This is a genomic window from Pseudomonas sp. 24 E 13 (assembly GCF_900004715.1).
GTDB classification, from domain to species: domain Bacteria; phylum Pseudomonadota; class Gammaproteobacteria; order Pseudomonadales; family Pseudomonadaceae; genus Aquipseudomonas; species Aquipseudomonas orientalis_A.
This window is the reverse complement of record NZ_CVTO01000144.1, coordinates 36,965-56,336: the sequence shown is the minus strand read 5'-3', so window position 1 is coordinate 56,336 and position 19,372 is coordinate 36,965. Positions and strand designations below refer to the sequence as shown.

16 protein-coding genes are annotated in these 19,372 nt (G+C 62.7%); 11 read left to right on the top strand and 5 right to left on the bottom strand.

Annotation, left to right across the window (positions count from 1 at the left end):
* The first annotated feature begins 3 nt into the window (after window positions 1-3).
* The 10 genes from BFP90_RS19765 to BFP90_RS19725 are packed head-to-tail and all read left to right on the top strand — an operon-like array spanning window position 4 to window position 12,983.
* Window positions 4-2,442 (top strand): AAA family ATPase, encoded by a 2,439-nt coding sequence (locus tag BFP90_RS19765; protein ID WP_065897781.1) that lies wholly within the window; start codon window positions 4-6, stop codon window positions 2,440-2,442.
* Window positions 2,439-3,983: a sigma-54 interaction domain-containing protein gene (locus tag BFP90_RS19760; RefSeq protein WP_065897780.1), complete on the top strand. Its 1,545-nt coding sequence runs from the start codon at window positions 2,439-2,441 to the stop codon at window positions 3,981-3,983. The genes BFP90_RS19765 and BFP90_RS19760 overlap by 4 nt, the downstream gene beginning before the upstream one ends.
* Complete coding sequence (locus BFP90_RS27645) at window positions 3,983-4,114, top strand: type VI secretion protein (protein WP_065893074.1); 132 nt, start codon at window positions 3,983-3,985, stop codon at window positions 4,112-4,114. The genes BFP90_RS19760 and BFP90_RS27645 overlap by 1 nt, the downstream gene beginning before the upstream one ends.
* Window positions 4,115-4,134: 20 nt before the next feature.
* Complete coding sequence (gene tagH / locus BFP90_RS19755) at window positions 4,135-5,325, top strand: type VI secretion system-associated FHA domain protein TagH (RefSeq protein WP_065897779.1); 1,191 nt, start codon at window positions 4,135-4,137, stop codon at window positions 5,323-5,325.
* A 5-nt stretch (window positions 5,326-5,330) separates the two neighbouring features.
* The gene (gene tssJ, locus BFP90_RS19750) at window positions 5,331-5,816 is read left to right on the top strand and encodes a type VI secretion system lipoprotein TssJ (RefSeq protein ID WP_065887439.1); all 486 of its coding nucleotides are present in this window, start codon (window positions 5,331-5,333) and stop codon (window positions 5,814-5,816) included.
* 1 nt (window position 5,817) lies between these two features.
* Window positions 5,818-7,146 carry a type VI secretion system baseplate subunit TssK gene (gene tssK / locus BFP90_RS19745; RefSeq protein WP_065893072.1) on the top strand — a complete coding sequence of 443 codons (1,329 nt, stop codon included), beginning with the start codon at window positions 5,818-5,820 and terminating at the stop codon, window positions 7,144-7,146.
* 5 nt (window positions 7,147-7,151) lie between these two features.
* Window positions 7,152-8,012, top strand: a complete 861-nt coding sequence (icmH, locus tag BFP90_RS19740) for a type IVB secretion system protein IcmH/DotU (RefSeq protein WP_065897778.1) — start codon at window positions 7,152-7,154, stop codon at window positions 8,010-8,012.
* A 20-nt stretch (window positions 8,013-8,032) separates the two neighbouring features.
* Window positions 8,033-11,389 (top strand): type VI secretion system membrane subunit TssM, encoded by a 3,357-nt coding sequence (gene tssM / locus BFP90_RS19735; RefSeq protein ID WP_065897777.1) that lies wholly within the window; start codon window positions 8,033-8,035, stop codon window positions 11,387-11,389.
* Window positions 11,386-12,108 (top strand): PP2C family protein-serine/threonine phosphatase, encoded by a 723-nt coding sequence (locus BFP90_RS19730; protein WP_065893069.1) that lies wholly within the window; start codon window positions 11,386-11,388, stop codon window positions 12,106-12,108. The genes tssM and BFP90_RS19730 overlap by 4 nt, the downstream gene beginning before the upstream one ends.
* A complete protein-coding gene (locus BFP90_RS19725) occupies window positions 12,105-12,983 on the top strand; it encodes a serine/threonine-protein kinase (RefSeq protein ID WP_065897776.1) in 879 nt (292 codons plus the stop codon). The genes BFP90_RS19730 and BFP90_RS19725 overlap by 4 nt, the downstream gene beginning before the upstream one ends.
* Here BFP90_RS19725 and BFP90_RS19720 read toward each other — a convergent pair.
* Both BFP90_RS19720 and BFP90_RS19715 read right to left on the bottom strand, forming a co-directional pair.
* Entirely contained in the window at window positions 12,953-13,282 is a 330-nt protein-coding gene (locus tag BFP90_RS19720; protein WP_065897775.1) for a DUF6388 family protein, read from the bottom strand. The two genes, BFP90_RS19725 and BFP90_RS19720, sit on opposite strands and share 31 nt — an antisense overlap.
* Window positions 13,283-13,292: 10 nt before the next feature.
* The gene (locus tag BFP90_RS19715; RefSeq protein ID WP_065893066.1) at window positions 13,293-13,571 is read right to left on the bottom strand and encodes a hypothetical protein; all 279 of its coding nucleotides are present in this window, start codon (window positions 13,569-13,571) and stop codon (window positions 13,293-13,295) included.
* 314 nt (window positions 13,572-13,885) lie between these two features.
* Here BFP90_RS19715 and BFP90_RS19710 point away from each other — a divergent pair, with 314 nt between their 5' ends.
* A complete protein-coding gene (locus BFP90_RS19710) occupies window positions 13,886-15,955 on the top strand; it encodes an EAL domain-containing protein (RefSeq protein ID WP_065897774.1) in 2,070 nt (689 codons plus the stop codon).
* Between the two features lie 64 nt (window positions 15,956-16,019).
* Here the strand turns inward: BFP90_RS19710 and BFP90_RS19705 are convergent, their stop codons facing one another.
* The 3 genes from BFP90_RS19705 to BFP90_RS19695 are packed head-to-tail and all read right to left on the bottom strand — an operon-like array spanning window position 16,020 to window position 19,303.
* The gene (locus tag BFP90_RS19705) at window positions 16,020-16,862 is read right to left on the bottom strand and encodes a metal-dependent hydrolase (protein ID WP_065897773.1); all 843 of its coding nucleotides are present in this window, start codon (window positions 16,860-16,862) and stop codon (window positions 16,020-16,022) included.
* 15 nt (window positions 16,863-16,877) lie between these two features.
* Entirely contained in the window at window positions 16,878-17,768 is an 891-nt protein-coding gene (locus BFP90_RS19700) for an SDR family NAD(P)-dependent oxidoreductase (RefSeq protein WP_065893063.1), read from the bottom strand.
* Window positions 17,765-19,303: a flavin-containing monooxygenase gene (locus BFP90_RS19695; protein ID WP_065897772.1), complete on the bottom strand. Its 1,539-nt coding sequence runs from the start codon at window positions 19,301-19,303 to the stop codon at window positions 17,765-17,767. The genes BFP90_RS19700 and BFP90_RS19695 overlap by 4 nt, the downstream gene beginning before the upstream one ends.
* Between the last annotated feature and the right edge of the window lie 69 nt (window positions 19,304-19,372).

Sequence of the window (19,372 nt, the reverse complement as noted above, 5' to 3'; positions counted from 1 at the left end):
AGCATGATTAATGTGGACCTGCAACAACTGATCCGCACGTTGACGGACCAGACCCGCCGTGACCTGACGCGTGCCGCCGAGCGCTGCATGACGAGAGGCGGCCATGAAGTGTTAGTGGAGGATCTGCTCCTGGCCTTGCTCGAGCATCCCGCCGGGCTGATGGCCAAGGCGTTGTCCGATGCCGGCGTTGCCGTGGGCGAACTGCAGGCGGCCTTGCAGCCCAGGAGTGAGCAGAGTGCTACACGCAACCCGGTATTCGCCCAGGCCTTGGTGCTGTGGTTACAACAGGCGCTGGTCATTGCTCACGCGCAATTGGGTCAACGTTTCGTCGATCACGGCGCGCTGTTGCTGGCACTTTTACAGCACCCGCTGGAACATGCGGGCAGCGGGTATTACGCCGTGCTCAGCCGCCTGGACACAAGCAGGCTGCAGGATTTCCTGAAAAGCCGGCCCTGCGAGAATCAGCCGATTGCCAACGAGTCGCTGTTGCAGCGCTTTACCCAGGACCTCACCCGGCAGGCTCGTGAGGGCCGGATAGACCCCGTGCTGTGTCGTGAGCGTGAAATACGCCAGTTGATCGATATTCTGCTGCGGCGGCGCAAGAACAACCCGATTCTGGTGGGGGAGGCCGGGGTGGGGAAAACGGCGATCGTCGAAGGCCTTGCGTTGCAGATCGTCGCTTTGCAAGTGCCCGAGGCCCTTAAAGCAGTGCGCGTGCTGGTCCTCGATATGGGCCTGCTGCAAGCGGGGGCCGGCCTCAAGGGCGAGTTCGAGCGGCGTCTCAAAGGGGTAATCGATGAAGTGAACGCATCACCGCAGCCGGTGATCCTGTTTATCGACGAAGCCCATACCCTGGTTGGCGCCGGCGGCCAGCCGGGAGGCCTGGACGCGGCCAACCTGCTCAAGCCGGCGCTGGCTCGCGGCGCACTGCGTACGATTGCCGCCACCACCTGGTCGGAGTACAAGCGCTACATCGAAAAGGACCCGGCCCTGGCGCGGCGCTTCCAGCCGGTACTGGTCGAGGAACCCGGTGTCGAGCAGGCGGTAACGATTCTGCGGGGACTGGTGCCTGTCTATGAAGCGAGTCATGGCGTGTATGTGCGTGATGATGCAGTGGTGGCGGCCGCTCGCATGAGCGCACGCTATCTTGCAGGCCGACAGCTGCCGGACAAGGCAGTGGACGTGCTGGACACCGCCTGTGCCAGTGTTCGCGCGCGTCAGGCCATGCCGCCACAGGCATTGCAGGCGGTACGCGCCGAACTGATCGAGGGTCAGCGGCAGGCGCGGGCGCTGGGTCGAGACGCCGAACTCGGTTTGCCGGTGGACACACAGGCCTTGCAGGCGTTGAAGCTGCGCCTGGAAACCCTCGAGCACGAGGGCCTGGCACTTGAGCGGCGCTGGCTTGAGCTGGGTGAGCAACCGTTGGCCAAACCTGAGGTGTGCCCGCGTGGCATAGCGCACGTCATCAGCGCGTGGACCGGTATTCCCACTGAGCAGCTGGCCTTCGAACCCAATGAAAAAGTCCTGGGTTTTGCCGAGGCTTTGCGCGCGCGCGTGCTTGGGCAGGAACACGCCGTCCAGGCCCTGGATCGTGCCTTGCGTGCGGTCGCCGCCGGGATCGACAAGGTCGATGCGCCTGTCGGGGTGTTTCTGCTGGTGGGGCCAAGCGGCGTCGGCAAGACCGAAACGGCGCTGGCGCTGGCCGATCTCCTGTACGGCGGTGAGCAGTTCGTCACCACGATCAATATGTCGGAATACCAGGAGAAGCACGCGCTTTCCCGACTGATCGGCGCGCCACCGGGTTATGTCGGTTATGGCGAGGGCGGGGTATTGACCGAAGCCGTACGCCAGCGCCCCTATTCGGTGGTGCTGCTCGACGAGGTGGAGAAAGCCGATCCGCAGGTTTTGAACCTGTTTTACCAGGTCTTCGACAAAGGCCGTGCCAATGATGGCGAAGGGCGGGAAATCGACTTTCGCAATACCGTGCTGCTGATGACTTCCAACCTGGCAAGCGACTGTATCAACGCGCTCTGCGCAGACGGTCAACGACCTGATCCCCAGGTGCTGCAAGACGCGATTTACCCGGTACTGCGTGCCCACTTCAAGCCCGCCTTGCTCGCCCGCATGCGTGTCGTACCGTATTACCCGATTGGGGAAAAGGTGCTGCACGAGGTGGCCGCACTCAAACTGGCGAGCCTTGGCCAGCGGCTGCAGCAACGCCAACTGGCGTTCACCTGGTCGCCGGGATTGGTTGCGCACATGACCGAGCGTTGCGCTGACGGTGACAGCGGTGCGCGGTACATCGACCAGTGGATCGAGCGGCATTTATTGCCGCAGATGGTGGATGGCCTGCTCGGCGCCATGGCCGCGGACGCACCGCTTGCCTCGGTGCATGCCCGATTGGATGGCAACGGCCAGCCCGTCTGTGAGTTCAGCCAATGACCGAAAAAAGCCTTGAGCAACTGCCTGATCCGCTTGCCCATGCCAGCGCCATGCTCGACTGGTTCACACGAATCGGCCTGGACACTGACGTCGCTTCATTGCCCGGTGTGTGCGTTTCGGCTGCGGCCCACATGAGCGGCTGTGAACTGAGCCAGTTGTACCGGCTCGATGAAGAAACCGGCCGGCTCGATCTGATCGCCCAGCACCTGAGCGCGACACCCTCGCTGGTGGTTGCGGCTGCAGCTATCGATCTGCGGCAGGTGCCGTTGCTGCGCGACACCGTGAACCAGGGCGTTGCCGTCCATGTGAATGACGGGCAGGACAGCCCCTACGACACGACTTTCTTGCCAGTGCTCGCGTCACCCTGGCGCGCCCTGTTGAGTGTGCCGCTGTTCAACCGCCTCAATGCAGTCACGGGCGTGCTGCTATGCGCCGCTCAACGCCCGGCGCGGTTACAGGGGTACGCGTGCTCGCTGGGCCGGTTCGGCAGCTTCGCCTTGCACCAATTGGCCCTGTTGCGCAGCCTGCGGTGGGTGCCGGCTGTTGCACCGCAAGGGCCCGAAAAGTCGCTGGTCGACACTTATGGCCTGATTGGCGGCAGCACAGCAATGGCGCGGACCTGCCAATTGATCGCCAAGGTGCTGCATACCCCTTATACCGTCCTGCTGCGGGGCGAAACCGGCACCGGCAAGGAAGTGGTGGCTCGGGCCATCCACCTGGCAGGGCCGCGCGCGGCCAAGGCATTTGTGGTGCAGAACTGCGCAGCGTTCCCGGAAGGCTTGCTGGAGAGTGAGCTGTTCGGCTACCGAAAAGGCGCGTTCACTGGTGCCGAGCGCAACTATGCCGGGCTGTTCGACGCGGCGCATGGCGGCACGTTACTGCTGGATGAAATCGGCGACATGCCGCTGTCCCTGCAAGCAAAGCTATTGCGGGTATTGCAGGAAGGTGAAGTTCGCCCATTGGGCGCCAGTGCCGCGCACAAGGTTGATGTGCGCATCATCGCGGCCACCCACCGCGACCTGGCGGCCATGGTCGCCGCAGGCAGCTTTCGCGAAGACCTTTATTACCGCCTTGCCCAGTTCCCCATCCAGTTGCCGGCCTTGCGTGAGCGGGATGGAGATGTGCTGCAACTGGCACGGCATTTCGCCGCCAAAGCATGCGCAAGCCTGGGGAGGACGCCTGTGCAGTGGTCCAATATCGCCCTTGATCAACTGTCGAGTCATCCCTTTCCCGGCAACGTGCGTGAACTCAAGTGCCTGGTGGAGCGAGCCGTGCTGTTGTGTGACGACAACGTGATTCTGCCGGTGCACCTGTCGCTGCCCCAGGCGGTGGCCAGCGCCGTTGATGATGTAACGCTGCGCCAGCGTATGGAGCGGGTAGAGCGGGTGTTCCTGCTCGATTGCCTGCACAAGAATCGTGGCAACCGAACCCGTACCGCACGGGAACTGGGGGTTGCACGGCGCACGCTGCTGTACCGGCTTGCGCGCTTGAACATTGCCTGCGGCGATGCCGGCGTGCCTATTCACCGAGGAGAAACCTGATGCTTGATCGTCCCCGACACCTCGTCGTGCTTGTGCTGTGTCTGCTCGGCGGTTGTAACGCCAACTATGTATTCGATGACGCCCAATACCGGCCTTTGGGTGAGCCTCAGGCGGTCATCCGTGGCCGCTGAACAGAGGAGGGAGCCTGACCATGCAACTCGTGTTTGAAGTCAGTGAGGCCGCAGGCGCCGGTTCGGCGTCCACGGTGCGCAAGGTTTTTGACGGCGTCGGCGGCGTGATTGGCCGTGGCTCCGGCTGTGACTGGGTAATCCACGATCCCAGTCGCTTGCTCTCCAGCCACCATGCTCTGGTGGGGTGCCGGGAAGGACGTTACTTTCTCACCGATATCAGCAGCAACGGTATCGGCATGCCAGGCAGTGGCGAACGACTGCGCAAGGGGCAGGCGCGCTTGATCGAGGATGGCGATGTGTTCGAACTGGGGATGTTGTTGGTACGCGCGCGGTTGATGGAACCTGCTCAACCCTTCGACGAGCAGTCGATCAGTACGGGGACACCGATTCCCGATGACGCGTTCCTGGGGCTGGACCCGTTGCAGGCGCTGGACCTCGAGCACCAGCGGCATAATGCCTCGGATGAGCTGGCGGCGTTGAGTACAGGTGTTGGCGAACTCGGCGCGTGGGCTGATCGGTATGCCGCAGACCGTGAACATGTCGCGATACCGTGCCGGGTCGAGCCCGTCAGAGAGATGCCGGCGGTTGAGCCGGTCGCGATGGCAACCTCGCCCGACGAGGTCTTCTGGATCGCGTTCGCAGCCGCGCTTGGGCTGGACCTGGGCAGGCTTGACAGCGCTGCCCGAGAAGCGCTGGCAATCAAGGTTGCGCGCTTGTTTCGGCTGGAGGTAGAACGCCTGCAAAGCAGCCTGCGCACCTGTGAGCAATTGCAGGGCGAACTGGCAACGCTGCCTGCCGACGCGTTGCGCACCGCCCACAACCCCTTGCGCAGTTGTATCGATACCGACGCAGCGTTAACCGCGATATTGGACATGGCGCAAGTGGCCCCGTTGTCTGGCGAACAGGCGATCGCCCAGGCGCACCGGGCGCTGCAAGTGCATCAGGTCGCGTTGCTGAGTGCCTGTCGAAGTGCGTTGCGTAACGCTCGGGCCGCTTTTGCTCCAGGCCATTTACTGGCATGCGCCGAATTTCAGGAAGCAGCCCCCCGATGGAGTTCCGACGGCGCGCGCTGGCGGGCATACCTGCGTCACTACCGGCGCCTGGTGGCGGATGGGCAGTTCGACGAGCGACCGCTGGGCAGCGACTTCGCCAGGGCCTATGAGGAACAGGTGCGCCTGATCTCAACCCTGCACAACGATTATCCAGGATGACGTTCATGTATCGAGCCGCGCTCACATCGTTGTCGCTCATGCTCGGCCTGTTGGCTGGCTGCAGCGCTCTATCGCCGTTCTCGACGTTGACCAAACTGGACCTGGTACTGAGCGCCAATGAGCGCGTCAACCCGGATCTTCAGGGTCGACCCTCGCCGGTCGTGCTGCAGTTGATTGAACTGCGCCATGGCGTTGCCTTTGAGAATGCCGACTTCTTCAGCCTGTATGACAACGCCGAGCAGGTTTTGCCGAAGGACTGGGTGAGCAGTGAGGAAGTTGAACTGCGCCCGGGCGATAGACAGGCACTCAAGTTGAGGGTCGAGCCAAACAGTCATTTTGTCGGCGTTCTGGCGGCCTATCGCGACTTGCCGCACGTTCAGTGGCGACTGCTCGTTCCGCTCACCGCCCGGCAATTGAACCGTGCCGAGCTGGTGCTGGACCAGGACGGAATCCGGCTTGCCGACCCGCGTTCCGACAAGGAGGTGCAGTGATATGCACGCACATAAAGTCATATGGCAGGAAGGCATGCTGTTGCGGCCACAGCACTTGCAGCACAACGACCGGCATTACCAGCAACAGCTCAACCAGACGCGTCTGCTGGGCCCTGATGCCTGGGGATTCCTCACGCTGGAGTTCGATGTGCAGTACCTCAACCTGGGCAAGCTGGTGGTCACTCAAGCCAGCGGTGTGTTGCCGGACGGCACTCTGTTCGACCACGGTACCGCCATGGAACCGCTGGTATTACAGGTGCCCGCCAATGCCGGGGAACAGGCCGTTTACCTGGCGCTGTTACTGGCGACCGACAATCAGATTGAAGCCCGTCAACCGGAGCAGGGCGATGTCCTGGCGCGCTACCTCAGCTGTGAAGTGGAGGTGGGCGACTCGAATGCCGGGACCGGCTCGCGTTGCCTGATTCATTGCGCGCGGCCTGATCTGCGTCTCCTGCTGGGTGAGCGGCAGCGGGAACAGGGTTACGTCACACTCAAGGTCGCACAGGTGCTGGAGTCTACCGACGCGGGGGGCGTGCGCCTGGACGCGGAGTTCGTGCCTACGTTCATGTTTATGCAGGACCGCGGGTATGTCGCTTCTTGTCTCAAGGAGGTGATCGGCTTGCTTGCGTCGCGAGGCGATGCCATCGCCGCGCGGATCAGGGGGGAGAGCACCGCCGCCGGCACTCAGGTGGGCGATTTTCTGATGCTGCAAGTCATCAATCGTACCGAGCTTGCGCTGCGTCACTGCTTGAGCCAGGCCCGGGTTCGCCCTGAGGCGGTGTTCAGTGCACTGCTCGCGCTGCTCGGCGAGTTATCAACGTTCGCCAGCGATAGCAGGCGCGCTGAGCTGGACGTGCATTACCGGCACGCCGACCAGGGGGCAAGCTTCCGTGGGCTGATGGAAGCAGTGCGTGGCGTGCTGTCGGTCGTGCTGGAACAACACTCTATCGAGTTGACGTTGCAACAACGTCAGTACGGCGTACTGGTTTGCCCGGTAAGCGACTTGAAATTGCTGGGCACTGCGACGTTCATCCTGGCGGCCTCCGCGCAGTCTGATTCGGAGCAATTACGCCAACGCCTGCCAGCGCATCTGAAAATCGGTCCCGTTGAGCGCATACGCGAGCTGGTCAACCTGCATCTGGCGGGGATCAAGGTCAAGCCACTGCCCGTAGCGCCGCGCCAGATTCCGTTTCATGCCGGCAAGACGTATTTCATGCTGGACATGAGTGCCCGCGACATCGCACAGCTGCAGCAGTCGGGTGGGTTCGCCTTCCACGTGGGGGGCGAGTTCTCCGGGCTTGAGTTGACCTTCTGGGCCATCAGGAATTGAACGCTATGGACAGTGAATATTCGCAGGATGAAAAGACCGTCTTGCTCGACCGCGACGGCCTTGGGTCCGCACAAGGGCCGCTCACGCAGTTCCCTTCGCCGCCACGCTACGAACAGTTACAGGATCGGATGATCTATGCGAGCCAGGCATTGGACGCACACAGCTTCACGACAACGCTCAACCCCTTGGTGGTCGCGGCTTGGGAAGTATTGTCGCAAGTGGTCCGGCTCAAGGGCTGCTCCGGTCGTGAAAACCTCGTCACGATCAACGATCGATTGTCATCGGCGGTGACTCAATTTGAAACCCGTGCCCTGCAGGGAGGCGTTGAAAACACTCAGGTCATGTCTGCGCGCTACGTGTTGTGCAGCCTGATTGACGAAGCCGTCGTCACCACGGCGTGGGGCGCTCGAAGCGACTGGTCGAAGATGAGTCTGTTGAGCCGCTTTCACCACGAGACATTTGGCGGCGAGAAGGTCTTCCAGTTGCTTGAACGCCTGGCGCGTGACCCGATAAAAAACGTGGCGATGCTTGAGTTGGGGTACCTGTGCCTGTCCCTGGGGTTCGAAGGAAAGTTTCGCGTGATGGAGCGGGGGATGCTGCATCTCGAGGCCGTCCGCGATGGCCTGTATCGACAGATCCGGCAGGTGCGTGGCAACCCGTCGTCGGCGCCGGTCTTGCCGACCGGGCAGAGACGCGCGCGAAGCAGGTGCATACGCGTCATCCCTGCCCGCTGGTGTGTTGCCTTCACGCTGTGCTGTTTGCTCGCGATGTACGCCGGCTTCTGCTGGGTGTTGGAGCGAGAAAGGGCGAACGCGCTGCAGCCTCTTCAACTTTCGGCGTCGGAGCTTACCCGCACGCCCTTGTAAAAAAACGCAGGGAGCAATGAATGAACGCATTTTTCAAGGGCGTGGGCGCCGTGCTGGGCAGAGTCTGGGTTTGGAGCCTGATACTGGTGCTTTGCTGCGCTGTGCTGGTGTGGTGTGTCGGGCCACTGCTGGCTGTGGACGACCACCGGTTCTGGCAGGGCGCGACTGCCCGCCTGGTCACCATCAGCGTTTTGTTTCTGCTGTGGGGGTTGGCGATGGTCATGGCGGGTGGGCACCGCGCCGCCGCCCGCGAAACGCCCGATTCGCCCGCGAGCCAACCTGCGCTGGCGGCGGTGGAGGAGGAGCGCAAGCACGTCCGTGGCCGTTTCAGGGAAGCGCTGCACCGGTTGAAAACCTCCCCTCGCTATGCAGAGCGTAATGCGCGCTGGCGCCATGACTTGCCCTGGTATTTGGTGATCGGTGAACCGCGCAGTGGCAAGACCCAGCTGTTGGAAGCAGCCGGGTTGCGGTCACCGCTCGATCAGATGGACACAGGGTCCACAGGCAGCAGCGCACAGTGTGACTGGTACTTTGCCGACGACGCTGTGCTCATCGACACGCCAGGGCGCTATCTGCTTCAACCCGACCGTTCGGTGGATGTCGCCGGCTGGACCACACTGTTGAACAGGCTGAAGTGGCGGCACCGAGTGCGTCCGCTCAACGGCGTAGTGGTGACGCTTTCGGCGGACAGTCTTCTGAGCGCTAACGAGCACGACCTGGAGCAGTTGGCACGCCACGTGCGTTCGCGCCTGCAGGAAATCCAGCAGGTGCTACATGTGGATGTACCCGTTTACCTGGTGTTGACCCAGGCTGATCGACTGTCGGGGTTCACCGAGTACTTCGACTCACCCTCGGCGGACGATGTCGACGCGGTGCTGGGCCAGCCGCTGGGGGCTGAGAAGGCGGGCAATGACATGACCCAGGTTCGCCAGGCGTTCGAGCAGTTGCTGCAACGTTTGCACACTGAATTGATCGAGCGATTGCACCAGGAACGCGATGTCGAGCGTCGCAGGCAGATGCTTGAGCTTCCCCGGCAGGCGGCGCGAATGGGCGAGCAGTTGTGCCTGTTCATCGAGTGGGTGTTCGGTGCCCATCGCTACCCGCGCAGCAACGGTTTACGCGGGTTCTACCTGACCTGTGCCAGTGACAGGCGCAGCTATTTCGTACAGGGGCTGTTCAGCCGGGTGATTTTTGCCGAGGCGGATCTGGCCGCGTTGCAGAGCCGCGAGCGACAGCGCATCTGGCGGCGCAACGGCTTGCTGGGGAGTGCCGTTGCGCTGGTTCTGGCGTGTGCCGGTGGGCTGTGGATGCACAGTTACGCGATCAACCAGCAGCGTTTGGCTCAGATCGCTGCACTCAGCGCGCCCGTTGCTCCGGGTAGCGATGAAACCTTGACGACCCTGGCGCTGCTGGACGCGCGCTGGGCGGCAACCCGCCTATTTCCCCCCGCAGGCGACACTGCGCTGATTGAGCGTGCCGGCCTGTATCAAGGCGAGGTCAGCCGTCCATGGGTGACGCGCGCCTATGAGCAGGCGTTGCAGCAGCGACTGCTGGGCCGCACCGCGGCCCTGCTGGAAGAGCAGGTACGCGCCAGCCTCGGCGACAGGGAACGCCTGCTCGACAACCTGCGTGCGTACCTGATGCTCAATCTGCGCGAGCGGCGTGATACCGCGTGGCTGGCGCAGCATATGGCGAGCTTTTGGTCGCTGCGGTTTGCCGGTGATACGCCGGTACAGACGCGCCTGAATGAACATTGGGCGCGACTGCTCGAACAGCCGTTTTCAGCACCGCTCAATGACGAGTTGGTGGCCCAGGCGCGTGCCGCGCTGCGGGGAGAGTCATTGGCCGATGTGGTGTATAGGGTGCTGCGCGAACAATCGCGCGACCTGGAGCCGTTGCGCCTGGCCGAGGGCAAGGTATTTGCGGCCATCGAGCCCTCTGTTCCCGGTTTCTACACCAAAAGGTATGTGCAGTACTTCCAAACCCAGGGCCCTCGGCTGGTGAACGCCATCGCCCAGGATAATTGGGTACTGGGGGAAGGCACTGACTTGAGCGCCGAGGATTTGCAGCGTCTGATGACCGAACTGCAACAGCGCTACTTCAGCGAATACGCCCAGGCCTGGAGCGACGTCCTCGGGCGTGTCAGGCTGTTGCCAACCGACAGCCTTCGCGGGGATGCTGAACGGCTCGCGGGGCTGACCTCGGCGCAATCGCCGGTACTGCTGTTATTGCAGCAGCTTCGTGAGAACACCCGTTTACTGCCTGGCCTGGAGTTGCCGGCCACGGCGGCCCAGCCGGCAGGTGCGTCGGGCTCCATTGCCAAGGCGGCGTTGGCGCAGGGGCAGGCAAGCCTGGGCGACTCGGCGCGCCGGGCGTTGCAGCGGCGGTTTGAACCGCTGCATCAATTGCTGGACGAGCAGCAGAATCCCGGCGCCGAGCTGGCCCGGGGGTTGGGCCTGCTCGACCAATTGCACCTGCAATTGGCGGCGCTGAACCGTGAGGGTTCGCCTGAGCAGGCGGCTTTTTTACGGGCAAAGCGGCGCATGGACGGCCAGCAGGACGTGCTGGGTGACCTGCGTGAAGCGGCCGCCCGTCTGCCGCTTCCGCTGGCCGGATGGTTCGAAGGGATTGCCGAAGAAACCTGGCGCCATGTGCTGGACCAGGCCTATGCCCACGTCAATCAGCACTACCAGAGCGAGGTGCAGGGTCTTTACGCCAGGACGATTCGCCAACGGTATCCGTTCACTGCCCACGCCACGAGTGATGTGGCCCTTGAGGATTTTCGCGAGTTTTTCAAACCCCAGGGCGTCCTGGCGCGTTTTTACGAAGCTTACCTGCGTCCTTTTGTCAGCGCCGATGGCACGCGCTACCGGTTACGCGGACTGGACGGGCAGGGTTTACCCCTCTCGCGCTCGCTGCTGGATCAATTGACGAAAGCCCAGCTTATCCGGCGTGGCTTCTTCACCGAGGAGCAGGGCGAGCTGGCCGTGCGTTTTACCCTGGCGCCCTACAGCCTGGATCAGTCGGTCAACCGCGCGACTTTGCGCTTGGGTGGACAGCAGCTGGAATACCGGCACGGCCCGATCATCCCCATGGCGTTCCGCTGGCCCATCGAAGCGGACAACGGTCGTGCCAGCCTCGTGCTGGAGCGAGGCGCCGAACTGCGGCCCCTGGGTATCGAGAAGAACACCGGCGCCTGGTCGTTGTTCCGGTTTTTCGACCTGCTGCACCGAGAGCCTGCCACCGGCGGCAACGCGCAGATCGTCAAGGCCGACCTGGCCGGGCTGCGCGCCTATTACCTGCTGGCGAGCCAGCGAACACCCAGCCCATTTGAAATGGACACGTGGCGCACCTTTCGCCTGCCGGAGCAACTGTGAGCCCCACATGGCGCAGTGCCGGGCGTACACAGCGCGGGCAATCACGGCCGCGTAATGAGGATGCCTTGCTCGATTGCCCGCAGCTGGGCTGTTGGGCCGTGGCGGACGGCATGGGCGGGCACCGGCACGGCGATGTCGCCAGCCAGTGGGTGATCGGCAGCCTGGCTGCGTTGCCCGCGCGGGGCAGTCTTGATCAGCGGGTCGATGCGGTCCGGCAGAGCTTGCAGGGTGTCAATCAGCGGCTGGCGAATGCGCGGCAGGCGCCAGGGGCATCCGGCAATGCCGTGACAGGCAGCACGGTGGTGACGCTATTGCTGGAGCACGGGCGTGCGGCGTGTGTGTGGGCGGGGGACAGCCGCTGTTATCTGTGGCGCGAGCAGACCCTGTACCAGCTGTCCCGGGATCATTCGCTGTTGCAGCGTCTTATGGACGAGCGTCGGCTGAGTGCAACCCAGGCTCGCGCTCACCCTGATGCCAGAGCCTTGACCCGTGCGGTTGGCGGGCACTCGCCCTTGCGCCTGGAGGTGCTGGAGCTCAGGACCCGCCCCGGCGATGTATTTTTACTGTGCAGCGATGGTCTCTACCAGGCCCTCAGCCATGCCCAACTGGGCCGGGCGTTGAGCGCCGGCGGGCCGCGACAGGTTGTGGACAGATTGTTCGCCAGCGCGCTGCACACTCCGGCGCGCGACGACCTGACCGCCGTGGTGGTGCAGTCATGAAGACAGGATCGACTCCGCTGTTGCTGGTCGGGCGCTACCACCTTGAGCACGTCTTGGGCCGGGGTGGAATGGGCGTGGTGTACCGCGCGCGCGATCTGTTGCAGGAGCAGTTCGGCGAACCTTGTTCAGGTGTGGCGCTCAAGCTGCTGGACGAGTCTTTATCGGCGTGCCCGGATGCCCATGTATTGCTGCACAGCGAGTTTGCGTTGTCTCGGCGCCTGCGCCACGAACATGTAGTGAGGATGTATTCGTTTGAGGTGGATACCTGCAGCCAGATCGCTTTTTTCACCATGGAGCTGCTGCATGGCATGACGCTTGACCGGTTGCTGCTGGAATGTCCCGACGGACTGCCTTGGTCCGAACTGCAACCGATTGCCCTGCAACTGCTGGATGCGTTGGCTTACGCCCATCAACACAACGTGCTGCATGGCGATATCAAACCGGCCAATGTCATCGTGGGAGAAGAGGGCGTGCGCCTGTTCGATTTCGGCCTGGGGCAGTCCATTGTGCAAACCACAGCGGACTTGCCGAGTGTGAGTCGCAGCCGGTTGAATGCCTGGACTCGCGCCTATGCAGCGCCTGAGTTACTCGCCGGTGGCGCATTGACGCCCGCGGCCGACCTGTATGGCGTGGCGTGTGTTCTGTATGAGCTGGCCCAGGGGCGTCGCCGTGACGATCACCCGCCGGGCCACAGACTGTCACGGCCCACGCAGTTGCCCCGGCGTTGCTGGCCGGCACTCCATACTGCGTTGGCGCCGGACCCGCAACGGCGGACCCTGACGGTGGCCGAATTGCGCGAGGCCATCGGTTGCAAGCGGCCTCGCTGGTACGGCTGGCCGCCGCGTCAGCCGCTCAAGTCATGCAGTTGGCAGTAGTCGGCCCAGCTCATGCCGGCCATCTGTGCGACTTCCTTATGCACCTCAAGGCGCTGGGCTTCGAAGGCTTGGCTGGAGTCGGTCGTCAGCTTGAGGGTCAGCTCCCAGGCGAACAAGCCTTCGCGCTCGGCCTGCGCCTCGAATGCTTCGTATAGACGCTCGGTACGATACTGCGCCACGCTTTCCCCCCTGGCTTGGGCGGCCAGAGGGTTGAGGCTGTCCAGCTCGGCGGCGACGTCCGGGTGTTCGCGCAGGAATCGGTCCAATGCGCGTTGATAGTTATCGCCAGGTGCTGACAACGCCAGGCCCTCAGTGAGAGGGATGGGTGTCGACGTCGGGCGCGTGCCTGCCGACGTGACGCCGAGCGCGCTTGCGCGACCTGCGCTGGATCCAGCGCTGCACCGGCGCCAATAAAAAGAACATCAGGTAGGCGACGAGCACCAACGCCAGGTCTATCCAGGTTTCCGCGACGGGCCCGGTGAACAGTTCGATGACATTCTTGATCACAAATAACAGCACCACACTGCACAACCACAACAGGATGGTGACGAACAGAGGACGCATGGGGCTGGACTGCTTATCGTGCATGGTAAAGCTCTCTCCTTTGTGCCTGCTTGCATACAGGCCGTATTCCCTGAGTAGACACCCGGCGTTAGCCAGGTTGTAACATCCTTCGACACACGGAAAGCTGCGGATGATACCGACTCAGGCAGGGTTAGGGAGCAGCACACGTCAGAAAGTTCGATTTTTTATGTGGGTATTTTCCTATGTCTCCGAGTTTTTCGCCGAAAGCGCCAGTGGCGATGGCAAAAAGCTTTCGCTCCGAGCATAAGGGCGTGTAGCGTTGACGCGTATTCCGGCGCTGATCTCCAGAACCCGTGAATACGGGCAGAGGGAGGCTCATGGCGCAAACGCTGTTCAAACTTTTCCTTACCCAGCGCCTGGCGGCCCTGGCCAGTATCGAGTCGTTGCGTGCGATTCGCGAGGGATTGTTGTGGATCCTGCCCTGCCTGCTGGTCTCCGCCGGTTTCCTTATCCTGTCCGAATGCGCCAGGATGCTCGGGTTCAGCCCTCAGACCGCCAGCTTCCTGGCAGGTCTGCATGACCGCATCAGCGCGGTCATCCCGCTGCTGGTCGCCGCCTCCATCGGTTACATGCTAGCCATTCAGCACCGCTTGCCACAGCTGCCGATCGCCTTCTTGTGCCTTACCCATGTGGTGGTGGCCACGTTTCTGTTGCGTGAATACCCTCGAGCGTCGGCCACCTTTCTGCTGTTTATTGCCATCGCTTCGCCGCTGATCAATGTGCCCGCCGTTGCCTGGCTGCACCGTTTTCGTTGGACACGCCTGGTCTATGAAGACCTGATCGGACACAACCTCAAAGGCACGATCAACATGGTGCTGCCCGGCGCGATCAGCGTGTTGGCATGGGTGGTGGTGCTGTCGTTGCTGCTGCAGATCCCCTACGTGGCGCAGTGGCAGGGGCCGCAGGTACTCAATGCGTTACAGGCGCCCTATGGCAGCGGTTTGTTCGTGACCTTGATGAACTCGCTGTTGTGGTTTTTCGGCATTCACGGTGTGTACGCCCTGCAGCCGCTGTTCGATGTGCTGGATCAGGCCGTGACGCTCAACGCTGCGGCGCTGGCTGCGGGGGAGCCGGTGCGGTACCTGCTCAACAGTGGCCTGTTGGGCAGCTTCGCGTTTATCGGCGGGTCAGGCAGCGCATTGTGCCTGCTCCTGGCAATTCTGCTGTTTTCCAGGAGCCGGTCCATGCGGTTGCTGGCGATGGCCAGCTTGCCGCTGTCGTTATTCAATGTCAGCGAAGTGCTGTTGTTCGGTTTGCCGATCATCCTCAACCCGCGGTTGTTCATCCCGTTTCTGTTGGTGCCGGCGTTGAACGCGATGGTGGCGTTGGCAGTGGTGCAATTGGGCTGGGTGTCGCCGGCAGTGACCAGCGTGCCGTTTACCGCGCCGGTGTTGCTCAATGCTTACCTCAGTACCCATGGCGACGTCGCCGCCGTGGTGCTGCAGATTGTGCTGACGGGCCTGGGCACGCTGGTGTATGCGCCTTATGTACGGGCGATCCATCGCCAGGCCAGTGAGGGCGGCACGGTGTACCTCAAGTCACTGGACATGACGTTTCGCGGCCTTGAGGAGAAAGGCCGGTTGCTGGAGTTCGACCCGATCCTGGCTTCCCATCGCACCCTGGCCCGCCAGGCCATTGAGCTGAGCCGCATCCAGCAGATCAGCGATTACGATTTCTACCTTGAGTTCCAGCCCCAAGTCTCCACCCGTACCGGCTTGTGCACCGGCTGCGAAGCCTTGATGCGGGCCCGGGACGCCCAGGGCACGGTGCATTCGCCCTGGGAGTTCCTGCAATGGCTGGCGCAGGCGCGGTTGATGCCCGACGTGGACGTGTGGGTGGCGTCCCAGGCCGTGCGCCAACATCAAAAGTGGAAGAAGGCCGGTTTTGAATTGCCCATCACCATTAATGTGTCCAGCTTCACGCTCAAGGACGCGGCCTATGGTGATCGCCTGGTGGAGATTCTCGCCCAGGCCCACGGCTGGGTGTCGGTGGAGATCACTGAAGACGCGCTGGTCAGCGATATCCAGGCCGCCCGTCAGACCATTGGCAAACTGCAGGCGTTGGGGGCCAAGGTGTATATCGATGATTTTGGCACCGGGTTTTCGGCGTTGAGTTACCTGCACCAGTTTCCGGTCGATTTCATCAAGATCGATCGCAGCTTCGTGGTCGCCCAGCACGATCCCAAGGGCGCGCAGGTACTGACGGGCATGCTGCGTTTCTGCGAGGCATTGAACCTGGGCGTGGTGGTCGAAGGGGTCGAGACCGCCGAGCAACTGGCGTTCCTGAATACGGGAGCCGAGTTGTTTATTCAGGGATGGTATTTCAGCAGGGCGTTGCCTGGGGATGAGGTGCCGCAGTTTGTGCGCGAGCGCGCCGCGTTGGCTTGATCAGGTGGGCAAGGCGCCCCGGTTGGAATGTGGGAGCGGGTGGGCTCCCACATTTTTACGCCATCTAGGCGGCCTCGTAGGCCCGATTGGTCTGTTCAATCTCCTCGACCAGCCCATCGATCCCCTGCAGCCGGGCACGATTGTCATGATCCCATGGGTGAAAACCCGGTTTGAAATAGTGCAGCCATGGCCGCAGCATGCGGGGAAACACGCCCTTGGGGCCATACAGAAACTTGAGCATGCGCCAGCACCCCTTCACCAGCCCGCCCGACTTGCGGTCGGCAATCAGCAGGCGCACGTGGAAGTCGAACACCACCAGCCAAAAAAGCACCGTGGTGAACAGCATGGTGCCGGTGCGCAACAGGTAGCGCCCGGGCCCAGGCTTGATCACCTTGTTCCACACATCGAAGGCCACTGCTTTATGTTCGGTTTCTTCCAGGGCGTGCCAATACCACATCTGCCGGTAGCCCTTGAGTGAATCGCCAAAACGCGACGGGTCGCTCAGCAGGATCTCCGCGAGCATCGCGGTGTAGTGCTCAAGGGCGATGGTCACCGCCAGATTGAATGACGGTGGCAGGTGTTTCTTCTGCAGGTCCAGGAAGAATTTCAGGCGCCGGTCGAGGCGGTGCGCAGGCAGGCCCGCTGCGTGCAGCAGCTCGTTGTAGGCCACGTGTTCACGGCTGTGCATGGCCTCCTGGCCGATAAAGCCCTGGATTTCCTTCTTCAGGTCCGGATCGTCGATGCGGGTGCGGTAATGGCGCACGCTGTCCATGAAAAACAGCTCGCCCTGGGGAAACAGCAGCGACAGGGCATTGAAAAAGTGCGTCACGAACGGGCCTTGCTCATGCCAGTTGGTGATGCGCCCGGCGGGCAGGGCAAAGCGGATATCACGGCGAATGGGCAACATGGGGCGTACTCCTGTTCAGAGGCGAGGCTCGTCGTTGGTTTCAAACACGGGCGTGCGCGGTTTGGGGGCCATGCGCTTGCTGGCAAACACCACCAGCGCTTGATAGGCCGCCGGCAGGCAACGGGCGAGCAGGTCGAGGAAATAGGCATCGCGGCCGATCAGTATGCGGCGCTTGTTTTTGCGCACTCCGTGCAGGATGACTTTGGCGGCCTGATCGGCGTCGGTGATAAACAGTTTTTCGAAATCGGCGCGCGCCTGTTGTTCGCTGTGGATCAGAAAGCCGGTCATGTTCGCGTCGATACGGCTGCTGCGGCAGATATCGGTGCGAATCCCGCCGGGATGCACGCATGTGGCCGAGACGCCGCAGCGTTGCAGGTCCAGCTCCTGGCGCAGCGCTTCGGTGAAGCCGCGCACCGCGAATTTGCTGGCGTTGTAGCCGCTCATGCCAGGCTGGGCGAACAGGCCGAATACGCTCGAGGTGTTGACGATATGCCCGTCGCCGCTGGCCTTCAGGTAAGGCAGGAACGCCTTGGTGCCGTGCACCACCCCCCAGAAATTGATGCCGACGATCCACTCAAGGTCGGCATAGTCCACGCCTTCCACGGTGCTCGACAGCGCCACGCCGGCATTGTTGAAGACCAGGTTGACCTGGCCGTGCTCGGCCGCACAGCGCGCCGCCCACTCCAGCATGGCTTGGCGGTCTGCTACATCCAGCACCTGGGTGGTGACGGTCACCGGCGACAGGGTCGAGGTCCTGATCAAGTCCAGGGTCTGCTCCAGCCCCTGGCTGTTCTTGTCGGCCAGGGCCAGGTGGCAGCCTTCCCGTGCCAGGGCCAGGGCCAATGCGCGGCCCATGCCGGAGGCCGCTCCCGTGATCGCCGCCACGCGGCCGTTGAATGACTTCATGACAGGCTGCCTTCTGTGGCGCAATGAGGGGTTGGCTGCGCACGCGGCACCGATGCCGCCGGCGCCTGGCTGACCAGGTAGTCCTTGAGCGCAAAATGCCGGGTGATCTGCTTGAAGCGCCACGTCGAGCCGGGCCACAGCGTGGTGTTCCTGCCGGTGCGCGGGTCGAGGTACCAGCTGCGGCAGCCGCCGGTGTTCCAGATAGTGCGCTTGAGCTTGCCTTGCAATTGCTCGTTGTAGGCCTGCTCCACGGCAGGTTTGACGTCCACCACGCTGATGCGCTGGCGCTGCATCTGTTGCAACGCGCCAAGGATGTAAGTGACCTGGGCCTCGATCATCAGGATCATCGAATTGTGCCCCAGGCCCGTGTTGGGCCCGACGATCAGGAACAGGTTGGGATAGCCCGGCACCGTGGTGCCTTTGTAGGCGTGGGCACCGTCCTGCCAGGTGTCCATCAGGTCGACGCCGTTGCGCCCGATGATGCAATCACGGGGCAGGGGATCGGCGGCCTGGAACCCGGTGCCGAAGATCAGGCAATCGGCGGGGTGCCTGATGCCGTCGGCGGTGATCACGCCATCGGCTTCGATGCGCAGCACGTTGTCGGTCACCACCTCGACGTTACTGCGTGACAACGCCGGGTAGTAGTCGTTGGAGATCAGCACACGCTTGCAGCCGATGGTGTAGTCCGGCGTCAGGACTTTGCGCAGGGAAGGGCGGGCCACCTGGTTGCGCAGGTGGCGCAGGGCGATTTTCTGCACCATCTTCATCAAGCGCGGGTGCAGGGCAAAGCCCACCACGCGGCCTTCCAGTGCCCAATAAAAGGCGCCGCGCACCAGCCGTTGGGTAAACGGCAGATGCTTGAACAGCCAGCGTTCGGTACGGGTGATCGGCCGGTCGGGCTTGGGCATGATCCAGGGCGGTGTGCGCTGGAACAGGTCCAGGTGCGCCACGTGCGGTGCAATCTGCGGCACGAACTGAATGGCGCTGGCGCCGGTGCCGATCACCGCGACGCGTTTGCCCTTCAGGCTGTAGTCATGGTCCCACTGCTGCGAATGGAAACGCTTGCCCTTGAAACTCTCCAGCCCGGGGATGTCCGGCAGTGCCGGGCGCGACAGCCCGCCCATGCCCGACACCAGCACGCGCGCACTGACCTGGCGGCCGTCGCTGAACATCAGTTGCCAGCGCTGTTGCTGCTCATCGAACACCGCCCGCTGCAACCCCATGCCGAAGCGCAGGTACGGCGCCAGCTCGAAACGCTGCGCGCAGTGCTCCAGGTAAGCGCGAATCTCCGCCTGCGGAGCAAATTGGCGCGTCCAGTCGGGGTTGGGCGCAAAGGAAAACGAATAGACGTGGGACTGCACATCACAGGCACAGCCGGGGTAGTGATTGTCACGCCATGTGCCGCCCAGGCTGTCGGCCTGCTCGGCGACAAAGAAATCGGTGAACCCGGCTTCCTTGAGTTTGATCGCCATGCACAGGCCGGCGAAGCCTGAGCCGATGATCGCGATGTCGACGTTGTCACTGTGGGCATTCATAGGTTGTCCTTTGTGGGCATCGGATGTGCTCCCGTTTTTGTTGTGTGTTTTAGATAGAACACCATTGCA